This is a genomic window from Agrobacterium sp. SORGH_AS_0440 (assembly GCF_031453135.1).
Lineage (GTDB): Bacteria > Pseudomonadota > Alphaproteobacteria > Rhizobiales > Rhizobiaceae > Agrobacterium > Agrobacterium pusense.
The window spans coordinates 1,552,311-1,579,296 of the sequence record NZ_JAVIYR010000001.1; the positions used below are offsets into that span (position 1 = coordinate 1,552,311).

At 58.8% G+C, this 26,986-nt stretch carries 31 protein-coding genes and 1 pseudogene; 21 read left to right on the forward strand and 11 right to left on the reverse strand.

The annotated features are described in order from the left end of the window. Nucleotides 1-71 precede the first annotated feature (71 nt). From QE453_RS07080 to queE, 8 genes are all read left to right on the forward strand, one after another. Nucleotides 72-974: a carbohydrate ABC transporter permease gene (locus tag QE453_RS07080; protein WP_004438488.1), complete on the forward strand. Its 903-nt coding sequence runs from the start codon at nt 72-74 to the stop codon at nt 972-974. Beyond that, nucleotides 967-1,908, forward strand: coding sequence for a carbohydrate ABC transporter permease (locus QE453_RS07085; protein ID WP_309776603.1), 942 nt, complete (start codon nt 967-969; stop codon nt 1,906-1,908). The genes QE453_RS07080 and QE453_RS07085 overlap by 8 nt, the downstream gene beginning before the upstream one ends. A gap of 5 nt (nt 1,909-1,913) precedes the next feature. Then, the gene (locus QE453_RS07090) at nt 1,914-3,002 is read left to right on the forward strand and encodes an ABC transporter ATP-binding protein (protein WP_111813377.1); all 1,089 of its coding nucleotides are present in this window, start codon (nt 1,914-1,916) and stop codon (nt 3,000-3,002) included. Nucleotides 3,003-3,057: 55 nt separating this feature from the next. Next, nucleotides 3,058-3,822: a sugar phosphate isomerase/epimerase gene (locus tag QE453_RS07095; RefSeq protein WP_125270824.1), complete on the forward strand. Its 765-nt coding sequence runs from the start codon at nt 3,058-3,060 to the stop codon at nt 3,820-3,822. 23 nt (nt 3,823-3,845) lie between these two features. After that, complete coding sequence (locus QE453_RS07100; RefSeq protein ID WP_004438498.1) at nt 3,846-4,979, forward strand: Gfo/Idh/MocA family protein; 1,134 nt, start codon at nt 3,846-3,848, stop codon at nt 4,977-4,979. Nucleotides 4,980-5,130: 151 nt separating this feature from the next. Then, a complete protein-coding gene (queC, locus tag QE453_RS07105; protein ID WP_004438501.1) occupies nt 5,131-5,841 on the forward strand; it encodes a 7-cyano-7-deazaguanine synthase QueC in 711 nt (236 codons plus the stop codon). Continuing rightward, on the forward strand, nt 5,841-6,197 hold the full coding sequence (gene queD / locus QE453_RS07110) for a 6-carboxytetrahydropterin synthase QueD (protein ID WP_004438504.1): 357 nt from the start codon (nt 5,841-5,843) through the stop codon (nt 6,195-6,197). The genes queC and queD overlap by 1 nt, the downstream gene beginning before the upstream one ends. Next, complete coding sequence (gene queE, locus QE453_RS07115) at nt 6,194-6,949, forward strand: 7-carboxy-7-deazaguanine synthase QueE (protein ID WP_309776604.1); 756 nt, start codon at nt 6,194-6,196, stop codon at nt 6,947-6,949. Before queD ends, queE begins: the two co-directional genes overlap by 4 nt. A gap of 240 nt (nt 6,950-7,189) precedes the next feature. Here the strand turns inward: queE and QE453_RS07120 are convergent, their stop codons facing one another. The 6 genes from QE453_RS07120 to QE453_RS07145 all read right to left on the reverse strand — a co-directional run bounded on the left by QE453_RS07120 (nt 7,190) and on the right by QE453_RS07145 (nt 13,271). Further along, nucleotides 7,190-8,239, reverse strand: a complete 1,050-nt coding sequence (locus QE453_RS07120) for a Gfo/Idh/MocA family protein (protein ID WP_004438510.1) — start codon at nt 8,237-8,239, stop codon at nt 7,190-7,192. 18 nt (nt 8,240-8,257) lie between these two features. Further along, nucleotides 8,258-9,043: a ThuA domain-containing protein gene (locus QE453_RS07125; RefSeq protein WP_142186480.1), complete on the reverse strand. Its 786-nt coding sequence runs from the start codon at nt 9,041-9,043 to the stop codon at nt 8,258-8,260. Between the two features lie 55 nt (nt 9,044-9,098). Further along, the gene (locus tag QE453_RS07130; RefSeq protein ID WP_309776605.1) at nt 9,099-10,127 is read right to left on the reverse strand and encodes an ABC transporter ATP-binding protein; all 1,029 of its coding nucleotides are present in this window, start codon (nt 10,125-10,127) and stop codon (nt 9,099-9,101) included. 10 nt (nt 10,128-10,137) lie between these two features. Then, the gene (locus QE453_RS07135) at nt 10,138-10,971 is read right to left on the reverse strand and encodes a carbohydrate ABC transporter permease (protein ID WP_004438518.1); all 834 of its coding nucleotides are present in this window, start codon (nt 10,969-10,971) and stop codon (nt 10,138-10,140) included. Continuing rightward, complete coding sequence (locus QE453_RS07140) at nt 10,968-11,942, reverse strand: carbohydrate ABC transporter permease (protein WP_004438520.1); 975 nt, start codon at nt 11,940-11,942, stop codon at nt 10,968-10,970. Before QE453_RS07140 ends, QE453_RS07135 begins: the two co-directional genes overlap by 4 nt. A gap of 63 nt (nt 11,943-12,005) precedes the next feature. Then, nucleotides 12,006-13,271 (reverse strand): ABC transporter substrate-binding protein, encoded by a 1,266-nt coding sequence (locus QE453_RS07145; protein WP_004438522.1) that lies wholly within the window; start codon nt 13,269-13,271, stop codon nt 12,006-12,008. A 270-nt stretch (nt 13,272-13,541) separates the two neighbouring features. On the opposite strand from QE453_RS07145, the gene QE453_RS07150 reads away from it, so the two are divergent. From QE453_RS07150 to QE453_RS07160, 3 genes are all read left to right on the forward strand, one after another. Next, the gene (locus QE453_RS07150; RefSeq protein ID WP_044459944.1) at nt 13,542-14,555 is read left to right on the forward strand and encodes a substrate-binding domain-containing protein; all 1,014 of its coding nucleotides are present in this window, start codon (nt 13,542-13,544) and stop codon (nt 14,553-14,555) included. Between the two features lie 173 nt (nt 14,556-14,728). After that, nucleotides 14,729-14,926 carry a hypothetical protein gene (locus tag QE453_RS07155; RefSeq protein ID WP_006698591.1) on the forward strand — a complete coding sequence of 66 codons (198 nt, stop codon included), beginning with the start codon at nt 14,729-14,731 and terminating at the stop codon, nt 14,924-14,926. A 230-nt stretch (nt 14,927-15,156) separates the two neighbouring features. Further along, entirely contained in the window at nt 15,157-15,315 is a 159-nt protein-coding gene (locus QE453_RS07160; protein WP_004438532.1) for a hypothetical protein, read from the forward strand. Here the strand turns inward: QE453_RS07160 and QE453_RS07165 are convergent. After that, complete coding sequence (locus tag QE453_RS07165) at nt 15,312-15,896, reverse strand: DNA-3-methyladenine glycosylase (protein ID WP_220359993.1); 585 nt, start codon at nt 15,894-15,896, stop codon at nt 15,312-15,314. The two genes, QE453_RS07160 and QE453_RS07165, sit on opposite strands and share 4 nt — an antisense overlap. A gap of 91 nt (nt 15,897-15,987) precedes the next feature. Here QE453_RS07165 and QE453_RS07170 point away from each other — a divergent pair, with 91 nt between their 5' ends. The 4 genes and pseudogenes from QE453_RS07170 (at nt 15,988) to QE453_RS07185 (ending at nt 19,205) form a co-directional block, all read left to right on the forward strand. Beyond that, nucleotides 15,988-16,386: a hypothetical protein gene (locus QE453_RS07170; RefSeq protein ID WP_034498252.1), complete on the forward strand. Its 399-nt coding sequence runs from the start codon at nt 15,988-15,990 to the stop codon at nt 16,384-16,386. Beyond that, nucleotides 16,383-17,168: an SDR family NAD(P)-dependent oxidoreductase gene (locus tag QE453_RS07175; RefSeq protein ID WP_309776606.1), complete on the forward strand. Its 786-nt coding sequence runs from the start codon at nt 16,383-16,385 to the stop codon at nt 17,166-17,168. The genes QE453_RS07170 and QE453_RS07175 overlap by 4 nt, the downstream gene beginning before the upstream one ends. A gap of 175 nt (nt 17,169-17,343) precedes the next feature. Next, nucleotides 17,344-18,399: a murein L,D-transpeptidase family protein gene (locus QE453_RS07180; protein ID WP_162701979.1), complete on the forward strand. Its 1,056-nt coding sequence runs from the start codon at nt 17,344-17,346 to the stop codon at nt 18,397-18,399. Between the two features lie 19 nt (nt 18,400-18,418). Further along, nucleotides 18,419-19,205: pseudogene (locus QE453_RS07185) on the forward strand (L,D-transpeptidase). 165 nt (nt 19,206-19,370) lie between these two features. Here QE453_RS07185 and QE453_RS07190 read toward each other — a convergent pair. The 3 genes from QE453_RS07190 to QE453_RS07200 form a co-directional block, all read right to left on the reverse strand. After that, nucleotides 19,371-19,673, reverse strand: coding sequence for a DUF982 domain-containing protein (locus tag QE453_RS07190; protein ID WP_004438551.1), 303 nt, complete (start codon nt 19,671-19,673; stop codon nt 19,371-19,373). Nucleotides 19,674-19,787: 114 nt separating this feature from the next. Next, nucleotides 19,788-19,955, reverse strand: a complete 168-nt coding sequence (locus tag QE453_RS07195; RefSeq protein ID WP_309776607.1) for a hypothetical protein — start codon at nt 19,953-19,955, stop codon at nt 19,788-19,790. Between the two features lie 174 nt (nt 19,956-20,129). Next, nucleotides 20,130-20,657 carry a DUF4142 domain-containing protein gene (locus QE453_RS07200; RefSeq protein WP_309776608.1) on the reverse strand — a complete coding sequence of 176 codons (528 nt, stop codon included), beginning with the start codon at nt 20,655-20,657 and terminating at the stop codon, nt 20,130-20,132. Nucleotides 20,658-21,025: 368 nt separating this feature from the next. On the opposite strand from QE453_RS07200, the gene QE453_RS07205 reads away from it, so the two are divergent. From QE453_RS07205 to QE453_RS07230, 6 genes are all read left to right on the forward strand, one after another. Then, nucleotides 21,026-21,226, forward strand: a complete 201-nt coding sequence (locus QE453_RS07205) for a hypothetical protein (RefSeq protein ID WP_035211052.1) — start codon at nt 21,026-21,028, stop codon at nt 21,224-21,226. Between the two features lie 210 nt (nt 21,227-21,436). Continuing rightward, complete coding sequence (locus QE453_RS07210) at nt 21,437-22,216, forward strand: ABC transporter ATP-binding protein (protein ID WP_309776609.1); 780 nt, start codon at nt 21,437-21,439, stop codon at nt 22,214-22,216. Nucleotides 22,217-22,239: 23 nt separating this feature from the next. Then, complete coding sequence (locus QE453_RS07215) at nt 22,240-23,013, forward strand: transporter substrate-binding domain-containing protein (protein WP_044459829.1); 774 nt, start codon at nt 22,240-22,242, stop codon at nt 23,011-23,013. Between the two features lie 19 nt (nt 23,014-23,032). Beyond that, nucleotides 23,033-23,755: an ABC transporter permease gene (locus tag QE453_RS07220; RefSeq protein ID WP_044459830.1), complete on the forward strand. Its 723-nt coding sequence runs from the start codon at nt 23,033-23,035 to the stop codon at nt 23,753-23,755. Between the two features lie 12 nt (nt 23,756-23,767). Continuing rightward, on the forward strand, nt 23,768-24,457 hold the full coding sequence (locus QE453_RS07225) for an ABC transporter permease (protein WP_037091118.1): 690 nt from the start codon (nt 23,768-23,770) through the stop codon (nt 24,455-24,457). 17 nt (nt 24,458-24,474) lie between these two features. Further along, nucleotides 24,475-25,401, forward strand: coding sequence for a homocysteine S-methyltransferase family protein (locus QE453_RS07230; RefSeq protein ID WP_309776610.1), 927 nt, complete (start codon nt 24,475-24,477; stop codon nt 25,399-25,401). 211 nt (nt 25,402-25,612) lie between these two features. On the opposite strand, the gene QE453_RS07235 is transcribed toward QE453_RS07230, so the two are convergent. After that, complete coding sequence (locus QE453_RS07235; RefSeq protein WP_111813354.1) at nt 25,613-26,947, reverse strand: aspartate aminotransferase family protein; 1,335 nt, start codon at nt 26,945-26,947, stop codon at nt 25,613-25,615. Between the last annotated feature and the right edge of the window lie 39 nt (nt 26,948-26,986).

A 26,986-nucleotide genomic window follows, 5' to 3' on the forward strand; every position in this document is an offset into this window, starting at 1 on the left:
GCAATGGCCGGAGTTTCTCGCGGCGAGCCCCGTGCTCGGCCGTTGACTGTAACGTTACAGGAGGAGGTAACATGGCAGGTCAAGCGCGCTCACGGCGGCCCAACCAGCTTTTCCGCAATCTCAATTCGAAGATTGCCTCCATTCCGATGATACTGACCGCCGTGGTGATCTTTCTTGGCGGCACGGTCTGGACGGTGGTTTATTCCTTCACCAATTCCAAGCTTCTGCCGCGGGCGAACTTCATCGGTTTCGATCAATATGAGCGGCTGTGGGCCGCGCCGCGCTGGATCGTCTCAATCCAGAATCTGGCGATTTACGGCATCCTGTCGCTAATTTTCAGCCTTGTCATCGGCTTCGTGCTGGCGGCGTTGATGGATCAGAAAATACGTTTTGAAAACGCGTTCCGCACCATCTTCCTGTATCCTTTCGCTTTGTCCTTCATCGTTACCGGCCTCGTCTGGCAGTGGCTGCTGAACCCGGAATTTGGCATCCAGTCCGTTGTCCGTTCGCTTGGCTGGGAAAGCTTCACGTTCGACCCGCTCTACAATTCCGAGATCGTTATCTATGGCATTCTGATCGCGGCGCTCTGGCAGGGCACGGGGCTCGTCATGTGCCTGATGCTGGCCGGTCTTCGTGGCATTGATGAAGACATCTGGAAGGCGACGCGCGTTGACGGCATTCCGATGTGGAAAACCTACACCCTCATCATCATACCGATGATGCGTCCCGTCTTCATCACCACGCTCGTCATCATCGCCAGCGGCATCGTCAAGGTCTACGACCTCGTGGTGGCGCAGACAAGCGGCGGGCCGGGCATCGCGTCCGAGGTCCCGGCAAAATATGTCTATGACTACATGTTCCAGGCGCAGAATCTGGGGCAGGGCTTTGCCGCCTCTACTATGATGCTCCTGACGGTTGCGATCATCATCATTCCATGGGCCTACCTTGAATTCGGAGGCAAGAAACGTGGCTAATCTCAGCGCATTGAACACGGTTGTTGCCGCCAACGATGCGGTTTCCAATGAGCTCTCCGGCCCGCGCGGCAAGAAGCCAAGGAAAACCTTTTCCCGCCGCAACATCATTCTCTACGGCACATTGTTCGTGGCTGCTGCCTATTACCTGCTGCCGCTATACGTGATGGTCGTTACCTCGCTGAAGGGCATGCCGGAAATCCGGCTCGGCAACATTTTCGCACCGCCGGTGGAGATTACCTTCGAGCCTTGGGTCAAGGCTTGGGCGAATGCCTGTACAGGGCTGAATTGCGACGGGCTTTCGCGGGGCTTCTGGAACTCCGTACGCATCCTCGTGCCGTCGGTCGTCATTTCCATCATCGTCGCCTCCGTCAGTGGCTATGCCATGGCGAACTGGAAGTTCAAGGGATCGGAGTTGTTCTTCTCCATCCTCATCATCGGCGCCTTCATCCCCTATCAGGTGATGATTTATCCGATCGTTATCGTGCTTCGCGAACTGGGCATTTACGGCACACTGAGCGGCCTCGTCATCGTTCACACCATCTTCGGCATGCCGATCCTGACGCTGCTTTTCCGCAACTATTTCGCCTCGCTGCCGGAGGAACTTTTCAAGGCGGCGCGGATCGATGGTGCCAATTTCTGGCAGATTTATTTCCGCATCATGCTGCCCATGTCACTGCCGATCTTCGTGGTGGCGATGATCCTGCAGGTGACCGGCATCTGGAACGACTTCCTGTTCGGCGTGGTGTTCACGCGGCCGGAATATTACCCGATGACGGTGCAGCTCAATAACATCGTCAACTCCGTGCAGGGCGTGAAGGAATACAACGTCAACATGGCCGCAACCCTTTTGACCGGGGCCGTGCCGCTGATCGTCTATTTCCTCTCCGGCAGGCTTTTCGTCCGCGGCATTGCTGCAGGCGCAGTAAAAGGTTGAGCTATATGAACAAAAGCGTTTCCATCCGCGATCTTTCGCTGTCCTTCGGCGCCGTTACCGTGCTGAAAGACCTCAATCTCGATATTTACGACGGCGAATTTCTCGTGCTGCTCGGCTCTTCCGGCTGCGGCAAGTCGACCCTTCTCAACTGCATCGCCGGGCTTCTGGAGCCGACCGACGGACAGATATACATCAAGGACCGTAACGTTACCTGGGAAGAACCGAAGGATCGTGGCATCGGCATGGTGTTTCAGTCCTATGCGCTCTATCCGCAAATGACGGTGGAAAAGAACCTTTCCTTCGGCCTTCAGGTCGCCAAAGTGCCGAAAGAGGAGATTGACCGCCGCGTCAAAAGGGCAGCCGGCATCTTGCAGATCGAGCCGCTGCTGAAACGCAAGCCAGCCGAACTTTCCGGCGGTCAACGCCAGCGCGTGGCGATCGGCCGGGCACTGGTGCGGGATGTGGATGTCTTTCTGTTCGATGAACCGCTCTCCAACCTCGATGCCAAGCTGCGCTCGGAGCTTCGCGTCGAAATCAAGCGGCTGCACCAGTCGCTGAAGAACACCATGATCTATGTGACGCATGACCAGATCGAGGCGCTGACGCTGGCTGATCGCATCGCCATCATGAAAAGCGGCGTCATCCAGCAGCTGGCTGACCCTGTCACCATCTACAACAAGCCAAGGAACCTGTTCGTCGCAGGCTTCATCGGCTCGCCTTCGATGAATTTCCTGCGCGGCGAGCTGATCGAAAAAGACGGCAAGGTGGTCTTCACCACCAATGGCGTGACTTTCGCACTTGACGGTTATCATGCGGAAACGCCGCTTGTCGCCGGTCGCGCGGTGGTTCTGGGCGTTCGCCCCGAACATGTCCGCGTTGATGCCGATATCGTCGGCGGGGAGGTGCACGAGGCAATCGTCGATATCGAGGAGCCGATGGGCGCCGACAATCTAATCTGGCTTAAACATGCCGGGCATACCATGTCCGTGCGCGTTGGCGGTCACAGACGGTTTTCACCCGGCACCAAGGTGCGCCTTGGCCTCGACATGACCATGGCCTCGCTGTTCGACGCGCAAAGCGAGGAACGGCTCTAAAGGGCGCCGACCACTCCCACACATTCCCAAGACCCACATCTCTATGGAGGAGACAATGACAGAACTCGGTTTTCAGCTTTACAGCGCCCGTAATTTTCAACCCTTTTCCGATATTCTGAAGAAGCTTTCAGCGGCAGGTTACAAACACGTGGAAGGTTACGGCGCCATGTATGCTTCGCTGGATGAAGCCGGCCTGAAAGGTCTGCGTGCCGAACTGGACGCCAACGGCCTGACTATGCCCACCGGTCATTTCGGTCTCGATCTTCTTGAAGGCGATCCCAAAAAGGCGCTGAATATCGCCAGCGCTCTGGGTGTGGAAGCGATCTATTGCCCTTACCTGATGCCCGACCAGCGCCCTAACGATGCCGCCGGCTGGTTCGCCTTTGGCAAGCGCCTGCAGGAAGCCGGAAAGCCGTTCGTGGATGCCGGGCTGGTCTTCGGTTGGCATAACCACGACTTCGAGTTCAAGGCGCTTGCCGATGGCTCAACGCCGCAGGAGCAGATATTTGCCGGTGGCCCCGACCTGAAATGGGAGGCGGATATCGCCTGGATTATCAGGGGCAATGCCGATCCGCTCGCCTGGATCGAAAGCTACGGCAAGCGCATCACCGCCGTGCACGTGAAGGACATCGCGCCCGCAGGGGAGAATAAGGATGAAGACGGTTGGACCGATGTCGGCCACGGCACGGTGGACTGGAAAGGCCTCGTCGCAGCGCTGAAGACGAAATCCGCCACGAAACATTTCGTGGTCGAACACGACAACCCGAAAGATATCGATCGGCTGATTACCCGTTCTATCGCGTCGTTCAAAACCTATTAAGTCTCAGATTTCGGAGTTTCATCATGGCCAGAGATCTTGGCGTCGGCATCATCGGATGCGGCAATATCTCGTCTGCTTATTTTTCGCTGGCACCGCTCTTCAAGGGCATAAAGGTGCTGGCCTGCGCCGACCTCAACCGCAATGCAGCGGAACTGAGAGCGGAAGAATTCGGTGTTGTCGCGCAGTCCATCGAGGAATTGCTCGCCAACCCGGAAATCGACGTGGTGGTGAACCTTACAATCCCCGCCGCGCATTTTCCGGTATCGAAAGCCATTCTCGAGGCGGGTAAGCACGTCTATTCGGAAAAGCCGCTGGTGCTGTCGCTGGAAGAGGGCGAGGAACTGCGGCGCATCGCCCGCGAGAAGAACCTCTCCGTCGGCTGCGCACCGGACACCTTCCTCGGCGGCGCGCATCAGCTTGCCCGGCAATATATCGATGACGGCAAGGTCGGCCGCATTACGTCGGGCACATGCCATGTGATGAGCCCCGGCATGGAAATGTGGCACCCCAATCCGGGCTTCTTTTTCCTCAAGGGCGGCGGGCCGATCCTCGATCTCGGTCCGTATTACATCGCCAATCTTATCAACCTCATTGGCCCGGTGAAACGTGTCGGCGCGCTCACCTCGATGGCAAATCCGACCCGTACGGTGACCAGCCAGCCGCTGAACGGTGAGGTCATCCCTGTCGAGACCCCGACAAATATCCATGCCCTACTGGAATTCGTGAATGGTGCGACGATCACGCTTTCGGCGAGCTGGGATGTCTGGTCGCATCGTCATGCCAATATGGAACTCTATGGCACGGAAGGCTCGATCTACGTGCCGGATCCGAATTTCTTCGGCGGTGTTGTCGAAGCCAGCGGTCGCGACAAGAATATCCAGCCGCTGGAAGACTGGGCTCACCCCTTCGGCATCGCCAATCAGGAAAGCCCGAACGGCCCGCGTGCAAATTACCGCACGGCCGGTCTTGCCGATATGGCGATTGCCATTCTGGAGGGGCGCGACGCCCGCTGCTCGCTGGATCGTTCCCTGCACGGTATCGACGTGATGACGTCGATCCTGAAGTCCGGCGAAGAGGGCCGTTTCATCGAGATGACGACGACCTGCACGCAGCCGGCCGCGCTCGGCATTGAGGAGGCGCAGGCGTTGCTGCGCTGAGGACGGAAGATCATTCCTTGAAAAGCGGTGAAGGTAACTTTGCCGCTTTTCGTGATTTCAGCTAGGGCCTTCACAAATTCCCCGCTTTGCTTTAAAGCCGCCCCTGTAATCCGGTCGCAGCCCACCCGGTCAAAACAAGGGATCCCAACTTATGAAAACCATCGTCATCTGCTCCGGCGGATTGGACTCCGTTTCGCTTGCGCATAAAATCGCCGCGGAACATGAACTTTTAGCTCTCGTCTCCTTCGATTATGGCCAGCGCCACAGGAAGGAACTGGATTTTGCCGCCGATTGCGCCAGACGGCTCGGCGTGCCGCATCATGTCATCGACATCAGAACCATCGGCGCGCATCTCACCGGTTCCGCACTGACCGACGATGTGGAGGTGCCTGATGGCCACTACGCCGAAGAGACCATGCGCTCCACCGTGGTGCCGAACCGCAATGCCATCATGCTCACCATCGCTTTCGGCCTGGCTGCCGCGCAACAGGCGGAAGCAGTGGCGATTGCCGTTCATGGCGGCGATCACTTCATCTACCCGGATTGCCGGCCGGGCTTCATTGACAGCTTCAACGCCATGCAGGCGCATGCGCTTGAAGGCTATGCTGATGTGAAACTTTTTGCGCCCTACGTCACCGTTTCCAAGGCGGCCATCGTGACCGATGGCGCGAAATATGGAACGCCCTTCGGTGAAACATGGTCCTGTTACAAGGGCGGCTTGCGTCACTGCGGCCGCTGCGGCACCTGCGTGGAGCGGCGCGAAGCCTTCCATCTTGCCGGCGTCACCGATCCGACAGACTATGAGGACCCGGATTTCTGGGTGGCCGCGACCCATGCTTTCGCGGCGCAGGAGGTGCGTTGATGTTCCGCATCACCAAGGAATTTCACTTTTCCGCCTCGCACCAGTTGAAAAGCCTGCCGTCGGATCACCAGTGCAATCGGCTGCACGGGCATAATTACATCGTCGAAGTGGAACTGTCAGGCGAAGAGCTGAACGAGCACGGTTTCGTGCGCGACTATCACGAGCTCGCACCGTTGAAGCGCTATATCGACGATCATTTTGATCATCGTCACCTGAATGATGTCCTCGGCCATGACCGGGTCACGGCGGAATGCCTGGCGAAGCATTTCTATGACTGGTGCAAGGATCGTCTGCCTGAAACCAGTGCCATCCGCGTTAGCGAAACCGCCAAGACCTGGGCAGAATACCGGCCATGACGGCGGCCCAACAAAAGAGTGCAGCGAAGGACACCACGATCCGCATCAGTGAAATCTTCGGCCCGACCATTCAGGGCGAAGGTCTGCTGATCGGTCTGCCGACGGTTTTCGTTCGCACTGGCGGCTGCGACTATCGCTGTTCCTGGTGCGATACGCTGCACGCGGTCGATAGCGATTATCGCGACACGTGGAAACCGATGCCGGTCGATGCAATCTGGCAGGAGGTGCGGCGGCTTTCCGGTGGCGTACCGCTGACGGTCTCGCTGTCTGGCGGCAATCCGGCCATCCAGCCGCTTGGGTCGCTGATCGCAAAAGGGCACGTTGAAGGCTATCGTTTCGCGCTGGAAACGCAGGGCAGTATCGCCAAAAACTGGTTTGCCGATCTCGACCATCTGGTTCTGAGCCCCAAGCCGCCATCGAGCGGCATGGGAACGGACTGGCAGGCTTTCGAAGACTGTCTTGCCGCTGCCGGCGAAGGGCCGCAGGTGGCCCTGAAGATCGTGGTCTTTGACGATGCGGATTACGCCTATGCCAAAGCGGCATCCGCGCGTTTCCCGTATTTGCCGGTTTACCTCCAGCCCGGCAACCACACCCCGCCGCCGCCGGATGATGACGATGCGCGTGTCGATATCGATGGTGTAATGGAGCGGATGTTGTGGCTGGTGGATAAGGTTAGCGAAGATCGCTGGTTTTCCGCCCGCGTGCTGCCGCAGCTGCATGTGTTGTTATGGGGGAACAAGCGCGGGGTGTGAAGTTGCGCGGGAGTGAAATTCCACGCTTTAGTTTGCATCCTCAAGAAGCGCAGAATGTATTGAGCGAGTGTAAGCCGCTTGTTTCTTCTCCCCCAGTGGGAGACGTCCGCGGCAGCGGGATGAGGGGTCAAGCTCTCCGAAATCCGGCAACGTTGCCCCCTCATCGACCCTTCGGGCCACCTTCTCCCCTCGGCGAGAAGAAACCTGCGGCAAAGTGATGCCGCAGCTTGTTCTCTCACATCAAGCCGAAACGGCCAACTCGCGTCTCTCCCGATCCGCAATGATCGACAGATCGAGTACCTTCTGCAGATTGGCGGCGTGGCGGAAGTCGGGATCGGCGACGCCGCCTTCCATCACGGCCTTGGCGAATTTTTCGTAGTTCGTCGGCACGGGATCGACATCGATCGTCTTCCAGATGGCCTTTTCCACATCCTCGCCGATGCAGGCACGCAGGCTGGAATAGTCGGGCGTGTGAATGACTTCGAGTGCGCCCTTGTCGCCGTGGATGCGCAAACGAAGTTCGTTGAGGTGGCCCGTCGCCCAGCGGCTGGCATGGATGACGCCCATGGCGCCGTTTTCCAGTTCGGCCGTCATGGTGAAGCTGTCATTTGCATCCAGATCGTAAGCGCCGATCTTGTTGCCCTCATATTTGTCGAAGGTCTTCAGCCGAGTGAAGATTCGTTGCACATCGCTGCCTGCGCCATAAGAGGCGAAGTCAAGTATGTGGATGCCGACATCACCCAGCACGCCGTTCGAGCCATGCTTGGTGGAAAGCCGCCACAACCACTTGCTCTCCGTCATCCAGTCGCCCCAGGCCTTGGAAACGAGCCAGCTCTGGAGATAGGAGGCTTCCAGATGGCGAACCTTGCCGATCTTGCCGGCCAGCACCATCTCGCGCGCCGCCTGCAAGGGGGCGACGTTGCGATAGGTGAGATTGACCATGGCAACGAGGCCGGCCTTTTCGGCCGCGTCGGCCATTTCGGCGGCATTCGCGTAGTTTTCCGCCAGCGGTTTTTCGCAGAAAACGTGCTTGCCCGCCGCAAGCAGCTTCAGGCTCGTGGGGTGATGGATGGCATCGGGCGTGACATTCGCCGCCGCATCGAATTCACCCCAGGCAATGGCGTCATCCAGCGAAGTGAAAGAGAGCGGGATGTTATGGCGCAGCGCAAAGGCCCGTGCCACCACGTCGTCCACATCCACCGCCGCAACCAGTTCGACGCCGGGGATCTGAGAGAAATATGTGGCATGGTTGTTGGCCATGCCACCGGTTCCGAGAATGAGAAGTCTCATGCCAGTATCTCCAAGCCCTTACCTGTAACCTGCTTCGCCTGCCTTATGCAGCTTGGGACCACGTTCCTCGATAGGCTCGAGCGCCTTATCGACGGGAACATTCGGCGCGTCGTGAATACTCTTCAGGGCGCCGACCGGATTATAGGCCCATTTTACAGAATTGCTGATGACCTTCTGCACATTGGCGTCGTGATAGGTCGGATAAGTTTCATGGCCGGGGCGGAAATAGAAGATATTGCCGGCACCACGACGCCAGGTGAGACCCGAACGGAAAACCTCACCGCCCTGGAACCAGGAAATGAAGACGGTCTCGAGCGGCTCCGGTACGGAAAACTGCTCGCCATACATCTCCTCGTTTTCCAGCTCGAAATGCTCGGGCAGGCCGGCGGCGATCGGGTGGCGGGGATTGATGGTCCACAGGCGTTCGCGTTCGCCCGCCTCGCGCCACTTCAGTGCGCAAGGCGTACCCATCAGGCGCTTGAACGGCTTGGAGAAGTGGCCGGAATGCAGGACGATCAGGCCCATGCCTTCCCAGACGCGCTTGGCGACGCGCTCCACAATGTCATCCTGAACTGCGCCGTGGTCCTTGTGGCCCCACCAGACGAGAACGTCGGTCTTGTCGAGACGCTCCTGTGAAAGGCCGTGCTCCGGCTCCTGCAGCGTGGCGGTGGTGGCATTGATCTCGGGATTTTGGTTCAGCGCATCGGCGATGGTGTTGTGCATGCCGTTTGGATAGATCGAACGCACCGTGTCATTGATGTGTTCGTGAATATTTTCGCCCCATACAACGGTGTTGATGGTCATTCTCATGCTCCTTGGTGAAAGCCGGCTACTTGGGTTGTCCCGGCGGAAGTTAGGTTCAGGCGGCGCCGCGAGCGGGGTTGCGGGCAATGGCCCGACCCTCGGCGTCAAACCGGTGGATCTGCGCCGTATCCGGCACGATGGTGATATGCTCGCCCGCCTTGCGGCCGGTCACGCCCTCTTCACGTACGACAACAGGCTCGCCGGCGCCGATCTCGACATAGATGTAGCTGTCCGATCCGAGCATTTCCGAATGCACGATTTCTCCACTCCAACCGCTGCCGTCGCTGGCGATGGTGATGTGTTCCGGCCGGACACCGATCGTTTTTGCGCCTTCTGATTCCGCATACTTGCCTGCCAGGAAGTTCATCTTCGGCGAGCCGATGAAGCCGGCGACGAAGGTGTTGACAGGACTTTCGTAAAGCTCGAGCGGCGTGCCGATCTGCTCGACCCGACCGTCGCGCAGGACGCAGATGCGGTCGGCGAGTGTCATCGCCTCCACCTGATCGTGGGTGACGTAGATCATCGTCGTGTCATGCATCGAGCGATGCAGCTTGGCGATCTCGAGACGCGTGGCCACGCGCAGCGCCGCATCGAGGTTGGAGAGCGGCTCGTCAAACAGGAAGACCTTCGGATCGCGCACGATGGCGCGGCCGATGGCGACACGCTGGCGCTGGCCGCCAGAAAGCTGCTTCGGCAGGCGCTCCAGATAGGGCGTGAGCTGCAGCATCTCCGCTGCCGCTTCGACGCGCTTCTTGCGCTGTTCTTTGTCTGCGCCCGACAACTTCATGCCGAAAGCCATGTTTTCGAACACGGTCATGTGCGGATATAGCGCATAGGACTGGAAGACCATTGCGACGCCGCGTTTGGCGGGCGGCAGGCGGCTTACTGTCTCACCGTCGAAGGAGAGCGTGCCGCCGGTGATTTCCTCCAGCCCGCATATGAGGCGTAGCAGCGTGGACTTGCCACAGCCTGAAGGGCCGACAAAAACCATGAATTCGCCGGAGCGGATATCCATGTCGATGCCCTTGATGACATCGAAGGCGCCAAAGGATTTGCGAAGATCGCGCAATTGAATGGTGGTCATGATGTTTCTCCTAGCCTTTGACGCCGCCGGCCGTGAGGCCGGAGATGATGCGTCGCTGGAAGATCAGAACGAGGACGACGAGGGGCGCGGTAACGATGACGGACGCGGCCATGATCGTTCCCCAGGGAATTTCGAACTGTGAGCCGCCCGACAGCAGCGCGATGGCGACCGGCACCGTGCGCTGCTCGTTCGATGAGGTGAAAGTGAGCGCGAAGAGGAACTCGTTCCATGCCGCGATGAAGGCGAGGAGCCCCGTCGTGACGAGCGCCGGCCACATCAAAGGCATGAACACCTGTGTGATGATGACCCAGGGCGATGCGCCGTCAACGATGGCTGCTTCCTCGATTTCGATCGGCAGGTCGCGCATGAAGGTTGTCAGGACCCAAACCGTGAAAGGCAGGGTGAAGATCATATAAGAAAAGATCAGCGCCAAGGGCGTGTTGAAGATGCCTGCCCAGCGGATCAGTTCAAACAGGCCGGCGAGAACGGCAATCTGCGGGAACATCGAAACCGACAGAATGGTGAGCAGCAGCAATGCGCGGCCCCTGAAGCGGACGCGAGCAAGCGCATAGGATGCGGTGACCGCCAGAAACAGCGACAGGATGACGACGGATGATGCAACAAGCAACGAATTGCCGAGATTGCGCAGGAACGTGCCGTTGCCAATGACGAAACTGTAATTGGTGAGCGAAAATTCGCGCGGCCAGTAATTAACCTGGAACAACGCCGAGCCCGATTTCAGACTGGTCAGGATCGCATAATAAAACGGGAATACCGAAATCACCATGATGACGGCGACCAGCGCATAAAAGGCGGTGGTCTTCAGGATGCTGGGCAAGGTCATCGCTGGGCTCCATCGGTGTTGACACGCCCGAGCCACATATAGATGACCGTGATCGAGGCGATGATGAGGAACAGCATGGTGGAGGCGGCGGCGCCATAGGCGAACTTGTCGAAATCGAACAGATTCTCGCGCGCCAGCACCGACATGGTGCGGGTCTGGGCATTATTCGGCGTCAGGATGTAGATGAGGTCGAAAACGCGCATCGCATCCAGCATACGGAAGATGACGGCGACCATCAGGGCAGGGCGGATCATCGGCAGGGTAACGCGGAAGAACACCTTGACGGGGTGGATGCCATCCACCTTGGCCGCTTCATACATGTCCTTCGGCACCATCTGCAGACCGGCGAGAATGAGCAGCGCCATGAAGGGCGTGGTCTTCCAGATGTCGACGATAAGCACGGCGATCATCGCGGTCTCGGGGTTGGCGGTCCAGGCGATCTTGTTGGAGATCAGGCCTAGATTAAGGAACAGGTCATTCAAGATGCCGAACTGGTCGTTCAGCATCCACGCCCACATTTGCGCAGAGACGATGGTGGGAATGGCCCATGGCACAAGAATGGCAGCGCGCACGAGGCCGCGTCCCTTGAATTCGGCATTCAGCACCAGAGCGACGATGAGGCCGAGCACCGTTTCGAGGCTGACCGAGACGATGGTGAATTTCAGCGTGTTGAGAACCGCCCCCCACCATGCGGGGTCGGCAAGCAGGCCTCGATAGATCGTGCGGCCGCTGCTGAGCGTGATCCAGGTGAGATAGTTCTTGAGGCCGACGAATTGTGCTCCCTCCAGATTGGTGAGCGAGGCGTCGGTGAGGCTGAACCACACGGTGCGCACGAGCGGCCAGCCCGCCACCAGCGCCAGCACGAGAAATGTGGGGGCAAGGAACAGCCAAGCGGATTTCAAGCGTTCTGACTGTAGATCGGAACCTGTGCCGGATGCCGTGACCGGTCTTTGAAGGGCGATGTCGTTCATGGGGATATCTCGCGGTTGGGGCGCGGGAGACGATCAGGCGAGACCGTTCCCGCGCGGGCCGGATTACCAGCCGTTGCCTTTGAGATCGGTCAGTTCAACCTCGAGAAGCTCAAGATTTTCAGCGGCCGTGCCGTTGCCGGAGAGCGTGTTGTGGACCGCACCCCAGAACTTGGCCGAAACCTCGTTATATTTCACCTTGGCCGAGGCGGAAGGACGCGGGACAGCGGTCTGGAAGATCGGCTTCCATGTCGGCATGAAGGGCTGCGCGGCCGCAACATCCTTGTCGTCGTAAAGCGAAGCGATCGTCGGCATGTTGGAAAGCTGAACGGCGCGCATCTTCTGGGTTTCCTTGGATGCGATAAACTTCACGAGCTCAATGGCAGCTTCCTGGTTGGCTGAATATTTGGATACGGCGAGATTCCAGCCGCCCAGCGTTGAGGCCGGTGCCTCGCCCTCGGCGCCAGCCGGGAGCGGTGTTACGCCGAACTTGCCCTTGATGGCGCTGTCGTCGCCATTGCCGAGCGCGTAGGCGTAGGGCCAATTGCGCATGAAGACGGAGTTGCCGGTTTGCCAGACGCCGCGCGCTTCCTCTTCCTTGTAGGCAAGCACGCCCTGCGGCGCGATGGTGCCGACCCATCCCTTGGCAGTTTCGATGGCGGCAGCAGCCTTTTCATTGTTGACGGAGATATCGCCATTGCTTTCGACAATATGGCCGCCGCCGGCGGAAGCAATCCATTCCAGGGCATTACAGGTGAGGCCTTCATAGGCGCTGCCCTGGAAGACAAAACCCCAGAGGTCCTTCTGGCCCGCTTCACGCTCCTTGTCCTGGATTTCCTTCGCGGTTTCGCTCAGCTCCTTCCAGGTTTTCGGCGGTTGCTTGCCGTATTTTTCGAGCAGGTCCTTGCGATAGAACAACGCGGGCGCGTCTGTGAACATCGGCATGGCGACGAGTTTGCCGTCCACGGTTTGCGATGCGACGATGGAGGGGAAATGATCTCCGATGACATCCTTGGTCGCCGCGGTCAGGTCCACGAACTGGTCGGCAAGCTGCGGCGCCCAGATAACGTCCGTCTGGTAGACATCGACATCCTTGTTACCCGCGGCAAGCCACAGCCGGTACTGGCTGAACTGCTCGCTGGAGGATGATGGCATGGTGACGAGATTGACCTTGTGGCCGGTTTGTTTTTCGAAAGCCGCAATGCGTTCTTTGAAGAATGCGACGTTCTTGCCGGTGGAATTGGCGGCGATGGAAATCTCGGCCGCCTGCGCGGAAACGGCGGCGGAAAGTACGCTGCCGCACAGGAACAAAGTCTTCATGGAAATATTCATTGTCAAACTCCTCCGTTGACGCTCCCGATTGTCCTCAAAATTGAAAGCGCTTTTGACTAAAAGGAAGCTCGCAAAAGCCGGGCAATCTGTCAATACTCTTTCTAATCGAGCGAAAATCGGGCGTTTTTGCCTGCAAATTTTCACCATTTGCCTTTCAAGATGATGGACTGTAAGGTTTCAGGTGGGAAGAAATTGAAATCGTTTTCAATTTTTGTCGACTTGAAAAATCCGCAGCGGCGACGCATGCAGGGGGCGAATTGGCAAAAAAACATGAAGCTCAAGGAATTCGCAGAAAAGGTTGGCCTGTCGCCCACCACCGTTAGCAGAGCGCTGGGCGGCTATCCCGAAGTGCGTGAGGAAACGCGTCAGCGGGTCATGGAGGCTGCGCTCAAATACGGGTATTTGCCGAATGCCAATGCCGTGCGGCTGGCAACCGGCAGGGCCGGCGCTATCGGTGTCGTTATGGGCCGGTCGGGCGGAGGACATTTCTTTTCGGAATTCATGGGCGGCATGGCCACCCGGCTGGAACGGGAAGAGACCGACATTCTCGTCAGCGTGACAGTTGACAACAATCTCGATGAGGAGCTGGCTATTTTCAGCCGGCTAGCGGCGAGCGGTCGTGTGGATGGCATTATCGTGCACTCACCGCGTCCGGAGGATGAGCGTATCGCGCTGCTCAACCGGCTCGGCGTACCCTTCATCGTGCACGGGCGCTCAAAGACACCCTTCGAACATGCCTGGCTCGATATAGACAACCATGATGTGACCTATCGCCCGACGATCCATTTTCTCGAGCGCGGCCACCGGCGTATAGCCCTCATCAATGGGCCGGTCGGACGAACCTTCGTACGGGATCGTGAACAGGGTTTCCGCGAGGCGCTGGCTACCCACGGCATTACGCCCGATCCGCGCTTCATGATGAATGAGCACTTCAGCGAAGAGACCGCGTTCCGCTTCGCCCGTTCGCTGCTGGAGCAGACACCGCGCCCGACAGCCTTTGTTGCGGGTGCCATGATGACGGCACAGGGCGTCTACCGTGCTGCGACCCAGATGGGGCTGACAATCGGCAAGGATGTTTCCGTCATCGCCCATGACGATGTGTTTCCTTACCTCACGCCTGAAAGCATGATGCCGCCGCTTTCGACCACCCGCTCGCCCATGCGCATGGCAGGAATAAGGGTGACGGACCTTCTTCTGCAGATCATCGGCGGTCGCCCCGTCCGCGAGGTTCAGGAACTGTGGCCTGTGGAGCTGATTTTGCGAGAATCGGTCGGCCCTGCCTGAGCTTTGGGCCATAGCTCACTGATTCCACTCCATTTTGTGAACGCCGATTGAGAACGTTCGCCTTTAGTCATCTATACGACAGCATCGTCTCATGTATAATCGGAAGGGTATCGGGTTCATGGAACAGAGACCCGGACCGGCGCGTTGAGGGACGTGTCGATGGAGGACGATGGATGTTTGAATTTCTAAAACCGCAACAGCAGCCTGTAATCGATGACGTCGAGGCGACCGGCACCTATGCCGATGCGTTGCTCAACGTAACGAGCCCGGAATTGACACGTTCCACGGCGCGCGAACACGGGCATGAAGCCCATTCACGCGATTATTGTGAAAATCGCGACATTTCCCGTAGCGCTCTCGGTTTTGCCTGAGCGATCACGAAATCTTCCTCGAAAGAAACGGAACGGACGGACCGCGCCTGCGTTTCCTTCCTACGACCCGCAGGGCGGCGCAACTTGATCCAGAGGACCTTCCCGGCTTTATGACCGATGGGCGAACTGGGTGTTGCGCCGTCTGAGTGGCGGCGTTGCAACGCAGTGTCGCGATAGATCAAGAGCAGCGACTTCCGTGAGGTCCGCCGCGCTGACATCAGGAGACCGCAATGACGACAATTCCGGTTGAGCCCTATCCGGAACCGCCGATGCCGGTTCCACCCCAGCCCGACATCCCCCCGATCAAAGAGCCGGAGCCCGATCGTTTGCCCGACGAGGTGCCCACACCCAATCCCGACGAAAACGACGAGCCTCCGAAGGTGTTTTAGGCCGGATCGGGTGACTCGAATTTTTTGCTCACAAAAGGTGAGTCCGCGAGTCCGAAACGCCAAGGATAATCGATCGCTCGGCTGATGCCGATCCGCCTGCCGATGCTGACGGCGGTTGCCGTTTTCGGCAGCTGCAGGAAAAAAGGTGGCGCCTCGAGCGCGGCGCCGTCCATTTCTCCCGTGATGGCCATTGCCTGGCAAAGCCTTCCCGGGCCGGAGCATAGGAGTCTGAGTTTGTCAGTTCCCCGTCGCAGTTTCATCATGTCGATACCGGTTCGCGGTTCGATCGCGCGAAGAAGCACGGCTGAACCCGGGGAACAGACGAAGTTGGCGCACCAGTGAATGCCGTACGACCGGTAGACGTAGAGACGTCCGGCTGGCCCAAACATTGCCCGGTTGCGCGGGGTTTTCCCATTGAAACTGTGCGACGCCGGATCATCTGGATGATAAGCTTCGGTCTCGACGATGACGCCGCCGGTATTACCGACGCGAAATTCCGCTCCGATGAGCGCGCGGGCCACATCCACTGCGTCGCGAAGGAAAAAACTCTTGTCCATTTCCGGACCAAAGACCTGATTCATCGGAACCCCTTCCACGCTATGTCGTTCTGAAGTGAGCTTTTACTCATTTCCCGCATCGGCCTTGTCGATGAATCCAGCCGGAGGGCATGTCATGCAACTTTCGACGACTTATGTAAAACGCAATGACGGATCTATCTCCGTCGAGTTTGCCGGCAGCGACGGCGATCACGTTTCGGTTCGCCTTGCCGATGGTCTGGAAGGGATCGACGACGCAGAAGCGATTAAACGGGCGAGCGCCGTGATGGTCCAACTCACCGCATTTGGAACGCGCCAGGGTGCCGACGCACCCTCGCAATTTTCCCGCCTTGGAACGGCTCAGAATGATGGAACGCGCGAGCAGGGTGAGCGCGTGCAGGCGAGCGCCCGGACCGCGAGGGACCGTGACGTTCTGGAGGAGGAGCTGGAAGAGGGGCTGGAGGACAGCTTTCCGGCCAGTGATCCCGTCTCGGCGACCGTTACCTCCATCGCCTCGCGAAAAGGGGGGCTGTGACATTGACTGTTCGTAAAGTCGCTCTCGTGACCGGGGCCGGTTCAGGTATCGGACGCGCCGCCGCCCTTCATCTCTCCACCAAGGGTTTTTCGCTCGGGCTGCTCGGGCGCACGCAGTCCGAACTGGAGGACGTTGCCGACGACATTACCGCCCGTTCCGGCGCCTCGAAAATTCTCATCGCCGACGTGTCGGATGAGGAGGCCATGCGGAGCGCCGTTGCAGCGCTGGTGGAGGATTTTGGCCGCCTTGACGTCGTGGTGGCCAATGCTGGCGTCAACGGTGTCTGGGCGCCTATCGATGAACTCAAACCCTCGGAGTGGGACGACACGATACGCATCAATCTCCGCGGCACCTATCTCACGGTTCATGCCAGCGTGCCACATCTGAAGGCGGCAGGCGGCGGTTCCATCGTCATTGTCTCCTCGATCAACGGCACGCGCACCTTCACTTCGCCCGGCGCGACCGCCTATTCGGTCACGAAGGCAGGGCAGCTTGCCATGGCCCAGCAACTGGCGCTGGAGCTTGGGCGGCACCGCATCCGTGTCAACGCAGTGTGCCCGGGTGCGATCAAAACGGCAATCGACGAGAATACGAAGATACGCGCACGGGAAAAAACCGAGGTGCCGGTTCGCTTCCCCGCAGGAGATATTCCGGTGACGGGCGGTGTGGCGGGAACGAGCGAGGATGTCGCCGAACTGATCGGTTTTCTCGCCTCCGATGCGTCCCGCCACGTGACCGGCACACCGGTCTGGATCGACGGCGGCCAGGGGCTTCTCCGCTAGATGCTTCTCCGGCGTCATGCCCGGAGACCATCACGGGCTTGTGTCCCTATGATTAACGAAAGGGTAACGTCTGTTCACGAGACTTTGTCCATGGATGAGGTTGCCGTGTTGTGGCCACCTTCGATAGTTAAGCGTCTGCCGGAAAGGCGGGCAAATCAGGCGGGCAGAAATATCCATGGGTATGCAGGCTGTGCTGAACTTCGCGGTGGCGGGGTTGCGGCAAAAGTTCAAGACGGGGGCAAAACTGGCTGCGGTCATCGCGATCGGCGGTAGCCTTGCCGCGTGCACCTCAATGGGTCTCGACAGCGTGAAAAAAGATCCGCCGAAGCTGTCGTCCAAGATGATGGCGCAGATGTCAGCCAAAAGCATGCGTCCGGAAAGCCCGGTTCTCGTTCGCATCTTCAAGCAGGAGAGCGAGCTCGAGGTCTGGAAGATCGACAAGACCGGCAATTATGCGTTGCTGAAGACATATCCCATGTGCCGCTGGTCCGGAAAACTCGGGCCGAAGATGAAAACGGGAGACCGTCAGGCGCCGGAGGGTTTTTATCATGTCTCGGCCGGCATGTTGAACCCGAATTCGCAATATTACGTCTCATTCAATCTCGGTTACCCCAACCGGCTGGAATCCGCGCTCGGCTATACCGGCGAGGCGCTGATGGTGCACGGCGCCTGTTCATCTTCCGGCTGCTACGCGATGACAGACGCGCAGGTGGGTGAGATCTATGCCATTGTCGCGCGTGCGCTGCAGGGTGGGCAGGACCGCTTCCAGGTCCAGGCCTATCCCTTCCGCATGACCGCAAGGAACATGGTGGCGCACCGGAACGATCCCAACATGCCCTTCTGGAAGACGCTGAAGGAAGGTTATGATTATTTCGAGGTGACGCGGCGCCAGCCCAAGGTCTCCGTCTGCGGCCGCCGTTATGTCTTCAATAGTGAATTTGCCGAAGGCGAGCCTGCCGATCCGCTGGCAGCATGCCCGCCGGCCGTCAACCAGAATGACCCGCTGGTGGCATCGAGGCTGGCCGAGGAGCAACAAAAACTTGCCGCGGCGATGAGCGAGGGAACTTCCGCCCCCCTCAGCGCGTATGTAGACGGCGGCATGCATCCGAGCTTCCGGGCCATACTGAAATCGAGCGGCGCCAAGGCAATGGCATCGCAGGTTTCCGGCACGAAGTACCCTATAAGCCGCCCCGAGGCGGCGCTGGCAGATCCCTTTGCCAGTGTGAGATGACGTAAATGAGGTTTTTCAATTGAACGAGACGATGACGACCCGGCGGGGTTTCCTGCTTGGAGCAGGCGGTTTGGCACTTGCCGGACTTGCGGGTTGCAACACCACGGCACGTGAAACCGCGAGGCCGGCCGCTCCCGCGGAAGATCCGATGTATGCGCTGATGTACGGCCCGAAACCGGACGAGCAGTTCCCGCTGCCGGAAATTCCCTATAAGCGCATTCCGCGCCAGTTCCTGCGGCAGATGGTGGCGAACCCGACCGGCGAGCGCCCCGGCGTGATCGTGGTCGATACTGCCAACCATTTCCCTTTATCTGACCTATGAAAACGGGCAGGCCATGCGTTACGGCGTGGGTCTTGGCCGCGCGGGCTTCGAGTGGTCGGGCCGCGGCGTCATCCAGTACAAGCGGCAATGGCCGCGTTGGACACCGCCAGACGAAATGATCGCCCGTCAGCCGGAGCTGGAGCCTTATAGCAGCCGCAATGGCGGCATGGAGCCGGGTCTCAAGAATCCGCTCGGTGCGCGTGCACTGTACATCTTCAAAGATGGCAAGGACACGATCTATCGTCTGCACGGCTCGCCCGAATGGTGGACAATTGGCAAATCCGTGTCTTCAGGCTGCGTTCGCCTGCTGAACCAGGACATAGTCGATCTCTACAATCGCGTGCCAGATGGGACGCCGATTGTGGTGACAGCGCTCGGTCCCGCACAGCAGGGTGTGCCGATTGGTCAGGAAGGCGTGCCTGTCGCGCAATATGGCAATGGCGCAGTCGGTGACGGTTTGTCACAGCCGATGCAGACCTACTGACCTTAAGAGATGTGGGCCGCCGGCAACGGCGGCTCAACCGCGTCGGGCGGTCCGCTGTCGGTATCATTCATGGCGTTGTACCTCCCAGGTAAACGGCGCAGCACGTTACCGGTGCCCCGCCGGAACAGCGGGGCTTAGCCAGGGAATGTGTTCTGGCACAGCCCTCTAGCCGACTGCGCGGCTCATGGGCAACATTTCATCGAAATGGACCGGACCGGCCATAACCAGCGGCATGCTCGCCTCAAGGCAGGCGGAGATGAATGCTTCCCGTGCCACTTCCGCGGCTTCGAGCCTGGACAGCGCGGCGCGGCATTTTTGCACGGCGCGCTTATAGCGTTCACCACGGCGAAGCGGCCATTCGTTTTCCAGAAAATCCAGGGCGTCGTAAACGCTGAGAAACGATCTCTCAAGGCCGCATTGCATGCGCACCCGAACAGGCGCTCTAAACAAAACTTCCGGGCTGTTCATCTTTACCTCCAATCTTAAACAACCAGATCAAGAAGCCTGAAAAATATTGGAGCGGCGGCGCCCCGGATCAAGATCGGACACACAAATTTTCGCTGCGCCGATAAGCGTCGGCACCTAGCGTTGTTCTTTATCCTCCCTGTGCGGACAGCGCTTCATCATTTTGTCGATGGCCGCCCTATCACCTGCAAACCGTTCAAACAGTTCTGCCGCCTGCACCAAGGTCAACGCATATACTTCCTGAATCTGTTCGATAGTGTAGTTCCGGGTGTTCGCATCGTTCATTTTTCAGCCGTCCTTCTTGCGATGAACGCGCGGAGGATTGTGAAGTTCTGCCCGGGATCCGGTCTGAAGAACTTCGCCGGCGCGCCGCCTGATCAACTCGCACGTCCGGGTGCGAGCCTAGCCGTGTCGCGCCAGCTTCTCCATCACACAAAGATCACCAGCAGCCATCTATCGTCAGTTTTTGTCGAGGCCCTGGGCCATTTCCAGATGATGCTGGAGCGCCGGTAAAGTTTTTGCCGCCCACGCCTTAAGCTCCGGATTATCGCCGCCTTCGGCGTAGCGCTTGAAAAGATCAACGGCGTCTTCATGCGCATCGACCTGATCATCGATATATTCTTCGTTGAACTCGTTGGCGTCGAGTTTTGCGAGGTCGTCTACTTCTTCCTTGTGATCATCTGTCAGAGCGGTGACCGGTGTCCCGTTCACCTTGCCGCCGGATAACAGGGTTTTCAGTTCCGAACTGGTTTTCTCATGCTCGGCGATCATTTGCTGCGCAAAGGCTTTGGTTTCCTCGTTCCCTTTGGTGAGGGCGAGTTTGCTTGATTCAATTTCGAAGATATCGCTTGCCGAGGCCTGCAAGATGAAATCCTCGGTTTTTGGCGCGACGCCAAGTGCGGAATTGACGCCGGTGGATTCCGTCGCGGATTGCGCCAAAGCAGTTCCGGCGACGAGTGCGAACGCGAGGGAAAGAATGGTCTTCATTGTTGAGCCTCCTGATGGTTGAGGCTCCACCAACCGTGATGGGCAAGAAATGTTCCTCGGGGTGGAAGAAAAGCCCGCTTGAACGGCGTTGCCGGTTGCCGGAGTTGACGCATCGCCTCGGGATAATGTCCATGCGAGGCGGGCACTCTGTACGGGCCAGAATTCAGGGGTCGACTTCGATCCGAATGATGCTATGGTTCATACATTGCCATCAACCGAATTCGTAGGCGGTGGCAACTGAGGGTTGCTATGTGCTCCCGCTTGCTTTTTGCGGAGATGCACATATGTTGTATCCGTCAAATTTCGAATATTGTCTGCTACGACGAATTCTCGTTCGTTGGGCCGCCCGTTTCACATCAGATGAGACGTTGCAGGCCAAACTCGTGGAAAAGACGATACGCAAAACTCTTCAGGATTTTCTGCTGAAGGATGATGGTGCAGCCATCGACCTCGAGTTGCTCGCGACGATGCGCCGGTTGGCGTTATGCGAGTTTGGTGTGAAAAGAGATCAGCAAAATCAGGCGCCGCCGGTTGACGTGGCCGAAGGACGCGGCGCATCTCCGCAATAGCGGTATTTCCGCAGCTATATCGCTCCGACTGCGCCATAGGGCGGTACGGAGAACGGTGGCCGGATATCGGCAGTTGACCGCAATTTTCTTTCTTTTCCGTTGGCGGGAGTGTTTTTTCCTTTCCGCGATGCAATAGAGCGGTTATTTCCGCGTCAGAAAACGCGCACTTTGCTAGATGTGCGCAGCTATTGACATGACCCGGACCCTTTGATGACGACTGACGTTCCCTGCGCATTGGCGGTTGACGATATCCACAAGAGCTTTGGCTCTAACGAGGTTCTGAAAGGTATTTCGCTCAAGGCGCACAAAGGGGACGTCATTTCCGTCATTGGCTCCTCAGGCTCCGGCAAGAGCACCTTCCTCAGATGCATCAACTTCCTCGAAGTTCCGGATCGTGGGCGCGTTATCGTGAATGGCGAGGAAGTGGCCGTGAAGTACGGTCGGGACGGCAATGCCCTGCCGCAGAGCTGGCGCCAGGTGGAGCGTTTGCGCACCGGTCTTGGCATGGTCTTTCAGAATTTCAATCTATGGGCCCACCGCACTGTACTTGAGAACATCATAGAAGCCCCGGTGCATGTGATGGGCGTGAAACGTGCGGAAGCCATCGAGAAGGCTGAAGCGCTGCTGCACAAGGTCGGGCTTTACGCGAAGAAGGATGCTTATCCGGCGTTCCTGTCCGGCGGTCAGCAGCAGAGGGCAGCCATAGCCCGCGCGCTCTGCGTGGAGCCGGCGGTGATGCTGTTCGACGAACCCACCTCGGCGCTGGACCCGGAGCTGGTCGGCGAGGTGTTGAAGGTGATCCGTGATCTCGCCGAGGAAGGCCGCACCATGCTTCTGGTGACACATGAGATGCGTTTTGCGCGCGATGTGTCGAGCCATGTCATGTTTCTGCATCAAGGCCGCGTGGAAGAAGAAGGATCGCCGGAACGGGTCTTCGGCAATCCTCTGAGTGCGAGGTGCCGGGAATTCACCGGCGCGCTCGCGAGCTGATTTTTTCGTAACAGGAGATTTAAATGAAATTCTTCGCCTCAATGCTGGCCGGTGCGGCTTTCGCACTGTCCGCTTTCTCCGCCAGCGCAGACGTCCGCTTCGGCGTCATGAACGAAAGCTATCCGCCTTTCTTCGCGCAGGACGCCAGCGGCAAATGGCAGGGCTGGGAAATCGACCTGATGGATGCCGTCTGCGCCGAGATGAAGGAGAAATGCTCCATCGTCGCGCTATCCTGGGACGGTCTCATTCCCGCGCTTGAGAGCAAGAAATTCGATGTGATCTGGTCTTCCATGTCCAACACGCAGGAGCGCCAGAAGGTGATTGGCTTCACCGACAAATATTACAATACCCCGAGCAAGCTGATCGGGGCCAAGGACGGAAAGCCGGGGGCAACGGCTGAAGACGTGAAAGGCAAGACCATCGGTATCCAGGTCGCCACCATTCAGTCTGCCTATTATGCAAAGTATTTCAAGGATGTAGCCGACGAAAAAACCTACCAGACGCTGGATGAGGCGTTTCAGGATCTGGCTGCGGGTCGTATCGATTACGTCTTTGGTGACTCACTTGTTCTCGACACGTTCTTGAAAAGCGATGCCGGCAAGGATTGCTGCGCGGATGCCGGCAATGTTGCTGACGACCCGGAAATCCTCGGACTTGGCGTTTCAGGTGGCGTACGCAAGGACGACACCGAACTGAAGCAGAAGCTGAACGCCGCCATCGCCGCCGTCCGCGCCAGCGGTAAATATGATGAGATCACCAGGAAGTACTTCAGCTTCGATATCTACGGCGCGAAGTAATCCGGGTCGGGTTCGGCAGATGGCAAGCCTGGATACAATGTTGCAGCTTCTGTCGCCCTATCCTCCGGGATGGGGTGGTACCCTGTTGACGGGTGCTGCAGCGACGCTTGCCATCTCGGCCGGGGCCTATCTCATCGGCATCGTCATCGGCATGGCGGGCGCCTTGGGCAAGCTTTCGGGCAACCGCGTGCTCGAAACCGTCCTCAATCTCTACACCACGCTCATCCGCTCCGTGCCGGAACTGATCCTGATTGTCGGGCTTTATTATGCCGGAACCGACGGGCTCAATCGCCTGCTGCAGCTGGCCGGATTGCCGGTGCTCGAAGTCAACGGCTTCATAGCGGCAGTGGCGGTTCTGGGCTTCGTGCAGGGCGCCTACATGACGGAAGTGCTGCGCGGGGCGATAATGGCGATCCCCAACGGCCAGATCGAAGCGGCGAGGGCTTTCGGCATGTCTCCCCTCCTGCGGTTTCGCCGTGTCGTTCTGCCGGCGCTTTTGCCCAATGCCCTGCCGGGGCTTTCCAACCTGTGGCTCGCCGTCACCAAGGACAGTGCGCTTGTCGCCGTTGTGGGGTATCAGGAACTGGCGCTCGCGACCCGGCTCGCGGGTGCAAGTACCAAGCAGTATTTCCTGTTCTTCATGGCCGCGGCCCTGATGTATCTGGCGATCACCCTCGTCTCCAATTTCATCTTCAGGCAGATCGAACGGCACGTGCGCCGTGGTCAGCCCAGTCTGGCGTGAGGGAGATTGGCGATGGATTTTTCCTGGGTCGGGAAATACTGGCCGCTTCTTCTCTCCGGAGCATGGCAGACGATCGCCCTGCTCGTGATCTCCGTCTGCTGCGGTTTCGTTCTCGCCATCGGACTTGCCTTCGCGCAGGTCAGCGGCGGCCGAATGACCCGGATTCTCGCGCGTGGTTATTGCACCTTTTTTCGGGGCACGCCGCTGCTGATACAGCTCTGGCTGCTCTATTACGGCGTGGGGTCGCTCTTGCCCATGGTGCCGGGGCTGCGGCAAAGCTTTCTGTGGCCGGTGCTGCGCGAAGGTTTCTTTTTTGCGGCGGTCAGCTTCACGCTGAACTACGCAGCCTATGAAGCCGAAGTTCTTCGTGGTGCGTTGCTGGGCGTTCCAAAAGGCGAACTCGAGGCGGGCAGGGCCTTCGGCATGAGCCGCTTCACGCTGGCGCGCCGCATCTGGCTGCCGCGCGCGATCCGCGCGGCGCTGCCGACGATCGCGGGTGAAGTGGTGATGCAGCTGAAAGCCACGCCGCTTGCGTTCACGGTGACAGTCATGGATCTTTACGCCGTCGCCTACAAGGTGCGGCAGGACACCTTGCTGGTCTACGAGCCGCTTTTCGTCGTGACGATTTTTTATCTCATCCTCACCGCCATCATTGCCCGCTGCTTCGGTTTCATCGAGGCGCAGGTGCCGGTGCGCCGATAGCCTATCAAGGAGTTCTCATGAGCGATATTCGTATTCTGGACGGTGGCATGAGCCGCGAATTGCAGCGGCTGGGCGCTGAACTGAAGCAGCCCGAGTGGTCGGCGCTCGCGCTCATCAACGCCCCGGACATCGTCCGCCAGGTGCATGCGGAATTCATCGAGGCCGGCGCGGATGTGGTGACCACCAATTCCTATGCGCTGGTCCCTTTTCATATCGGCGAAGACCGGTTCAACAAAGAAGGTGCTTCACTGATCGCCCTTTCCGGTCGCCTGGCGCGTGAAGCGGCGGATGCTTCGAAGCGTAATGTGGCCGTGGCCGGCTCGCTTCCTCCGATCTTTGGCTCCTACGAGCCAGAAAATTTCGATCCCTCTCGCGTTCAGGACTATCTGAAGGTGCTGGTCGAAAATCTTCAGCCACATGTGGATGTCTGGCTTGGAGAGACCCTGAGCCTTGTCGCTGAGGGTGAGGCGGTGCGGCAGGCGGTAGCCGAGACGGGCAAGCCTTTCTGGATTTCCTTCACGCTGAACGACGAACCCGCTCAGGTGAACGGTGCGGAGCCCAAGCTGCGTTCCGGCGAGACCGTGCGCTCCGCCGCCGAATGGGCCGCCGGATCAGGTGCCACAGCGCTGCTCTTCAACTGCAGCAAGCCGGAAGTGATGAGGGCTGCCTTAGAAACCACAGCCGCCGTCTTCAAGGAAAAGGGTGTTGCTCTGGATATTGGCGTCTATGCCAATGCCTTCGAAGGCGAACAGGGCGACTCCGCCGCCAATGAGGGGCTGCACGGCACGAGAGTGGATCTGACCGATGATGTCTATTCCCGCTTCGCCTGCTCCTGGGCAGATGCGGGGGCCACCCTGATCGGCGGCTGCTGCGGTATTGGCGCTGCGCATATCCATACGGTTGCCGATACGCTTCGCCGGCGTGGCACTGGCAGAACGATCTGAAAAGAGAGCCCCCTTGTCGAAAAGGTGCGTGCCATCGCCAGCCGCCTGGCCAAGCTCAAGCGCCGGTCCCGGCCGCATGGTGATCTGACAGGGCACATATGGGCGTCCCACGGGCGAGGGCGGCCTGCGCTCGATTCAGGAACTTTCCATGTTACTGGTAGAAAAATGAAAAAGGCTGCAATTTAGATTGCAGCCTTCCTGGTAAATCCAGTTATTCCGCTCTTTTCAGCGCGTCGCCGAGAATGGAAACGATGTCGTCGAAGTGAGATTTTTCGGCGATCAGCGGCGGTGAAAGAGCAATGATGTCGCCGGTGACGCGAATGAGCAGGCCACGTTCGAAGCAATCCACAAAGACATCATAGGCACGGGCGCCGATCGCGCCGTCGCGCGGCTGTAGTTCTATGCCGGCGATGAAACCGATGGTGCGGATGTCGATGACGTTGGGCGAGCCCTTGAGCGAATGAATGGCATCGTGCCAGGCGTCCTGCAATTCGGAGGCGCGGGTGAAGAGGCCCTCGTCGCGATAGATGTCCAGCGTTGCGATGCCTGCGGCGCAGGCGACGGGATGGCCGGAATAGGTATAACCATGGAACAGTTCTATCTGGCTTTCGGGGCCATGCATCAAGGCATCATGAACCTTGCGGCTGGTGAAGACCGCACCCATGGGGATAGCTCCGTTTGTGAGCCCCTTCGCCGTGGTGACGATATCGGGCGTCACGCCGAAGTAATTACTGGCGAAGGATGAGCCCATCCGTCCGAAACCGGTGATGACCTCATCGAAGATCAGCAGAATGCCGTACTTGTCGCAGATGGCGCGCAGGCGTTCCAGATAGCCTTTCGGTGGCACGAGGACACCGGTGGAGCCCGCCACGGGTTCCACGATGCAGGCGGCGATGGTTTCCGCACCGTGCAGGGCGACCAATCGTTCCAGATCGTCCGCGAGCTCGGCGCCGTGCTCTGGCTGGCCCCTGACGAAGCTGTTCTTCGCAAGATCGTGGGTGTGACGCAGATGGTCGGCGGGGATTTGCGGGAAGACGCGGCGGTTGTTGACGAGGCCGCCCACGGAAATGCCGCCGAAACCGACACCGTGATACCCACGTTCGCGGCCGATGAGGCGGCTGCGCGTCCCCTGGCCAATGGCTCGCTGATAGGCGATCGCGATTTTGAGCGCCGTATCGACCGATTCCGATCCCGAACCAGTGTAGAAGACGCGGTCCAGTTTGCCGCCTTCCGGGCCGGGGGCGATTTCCGCCAGCCGTTCGGCAAATTCGAATGCGACCGGGTGACCCATCTGGAATGAAGGTGCGTAATCCATAGTGGAAAGCTGATGCTTCACTGCGGAGGCAATCTGCTGGCGTCCGTGGCCGGCATTAACGCACCAGAGGCCAGCCGTTCCATCGAGAACCTGACGGCCATCATTGCTGGTGTAATACATGCCTTCGGCGCTCGCCAGCAGACGGGGATTGGCCTTGAACTGCCGGTTGGCGGTAAAAGGCATCCAGTAGCTGTCAAGCGATGTGGAATTAGATCGGCTCGGGTTGTCCATCACGGTTCTCCTGTTCATGGCCGACGATTGAAAGCTATT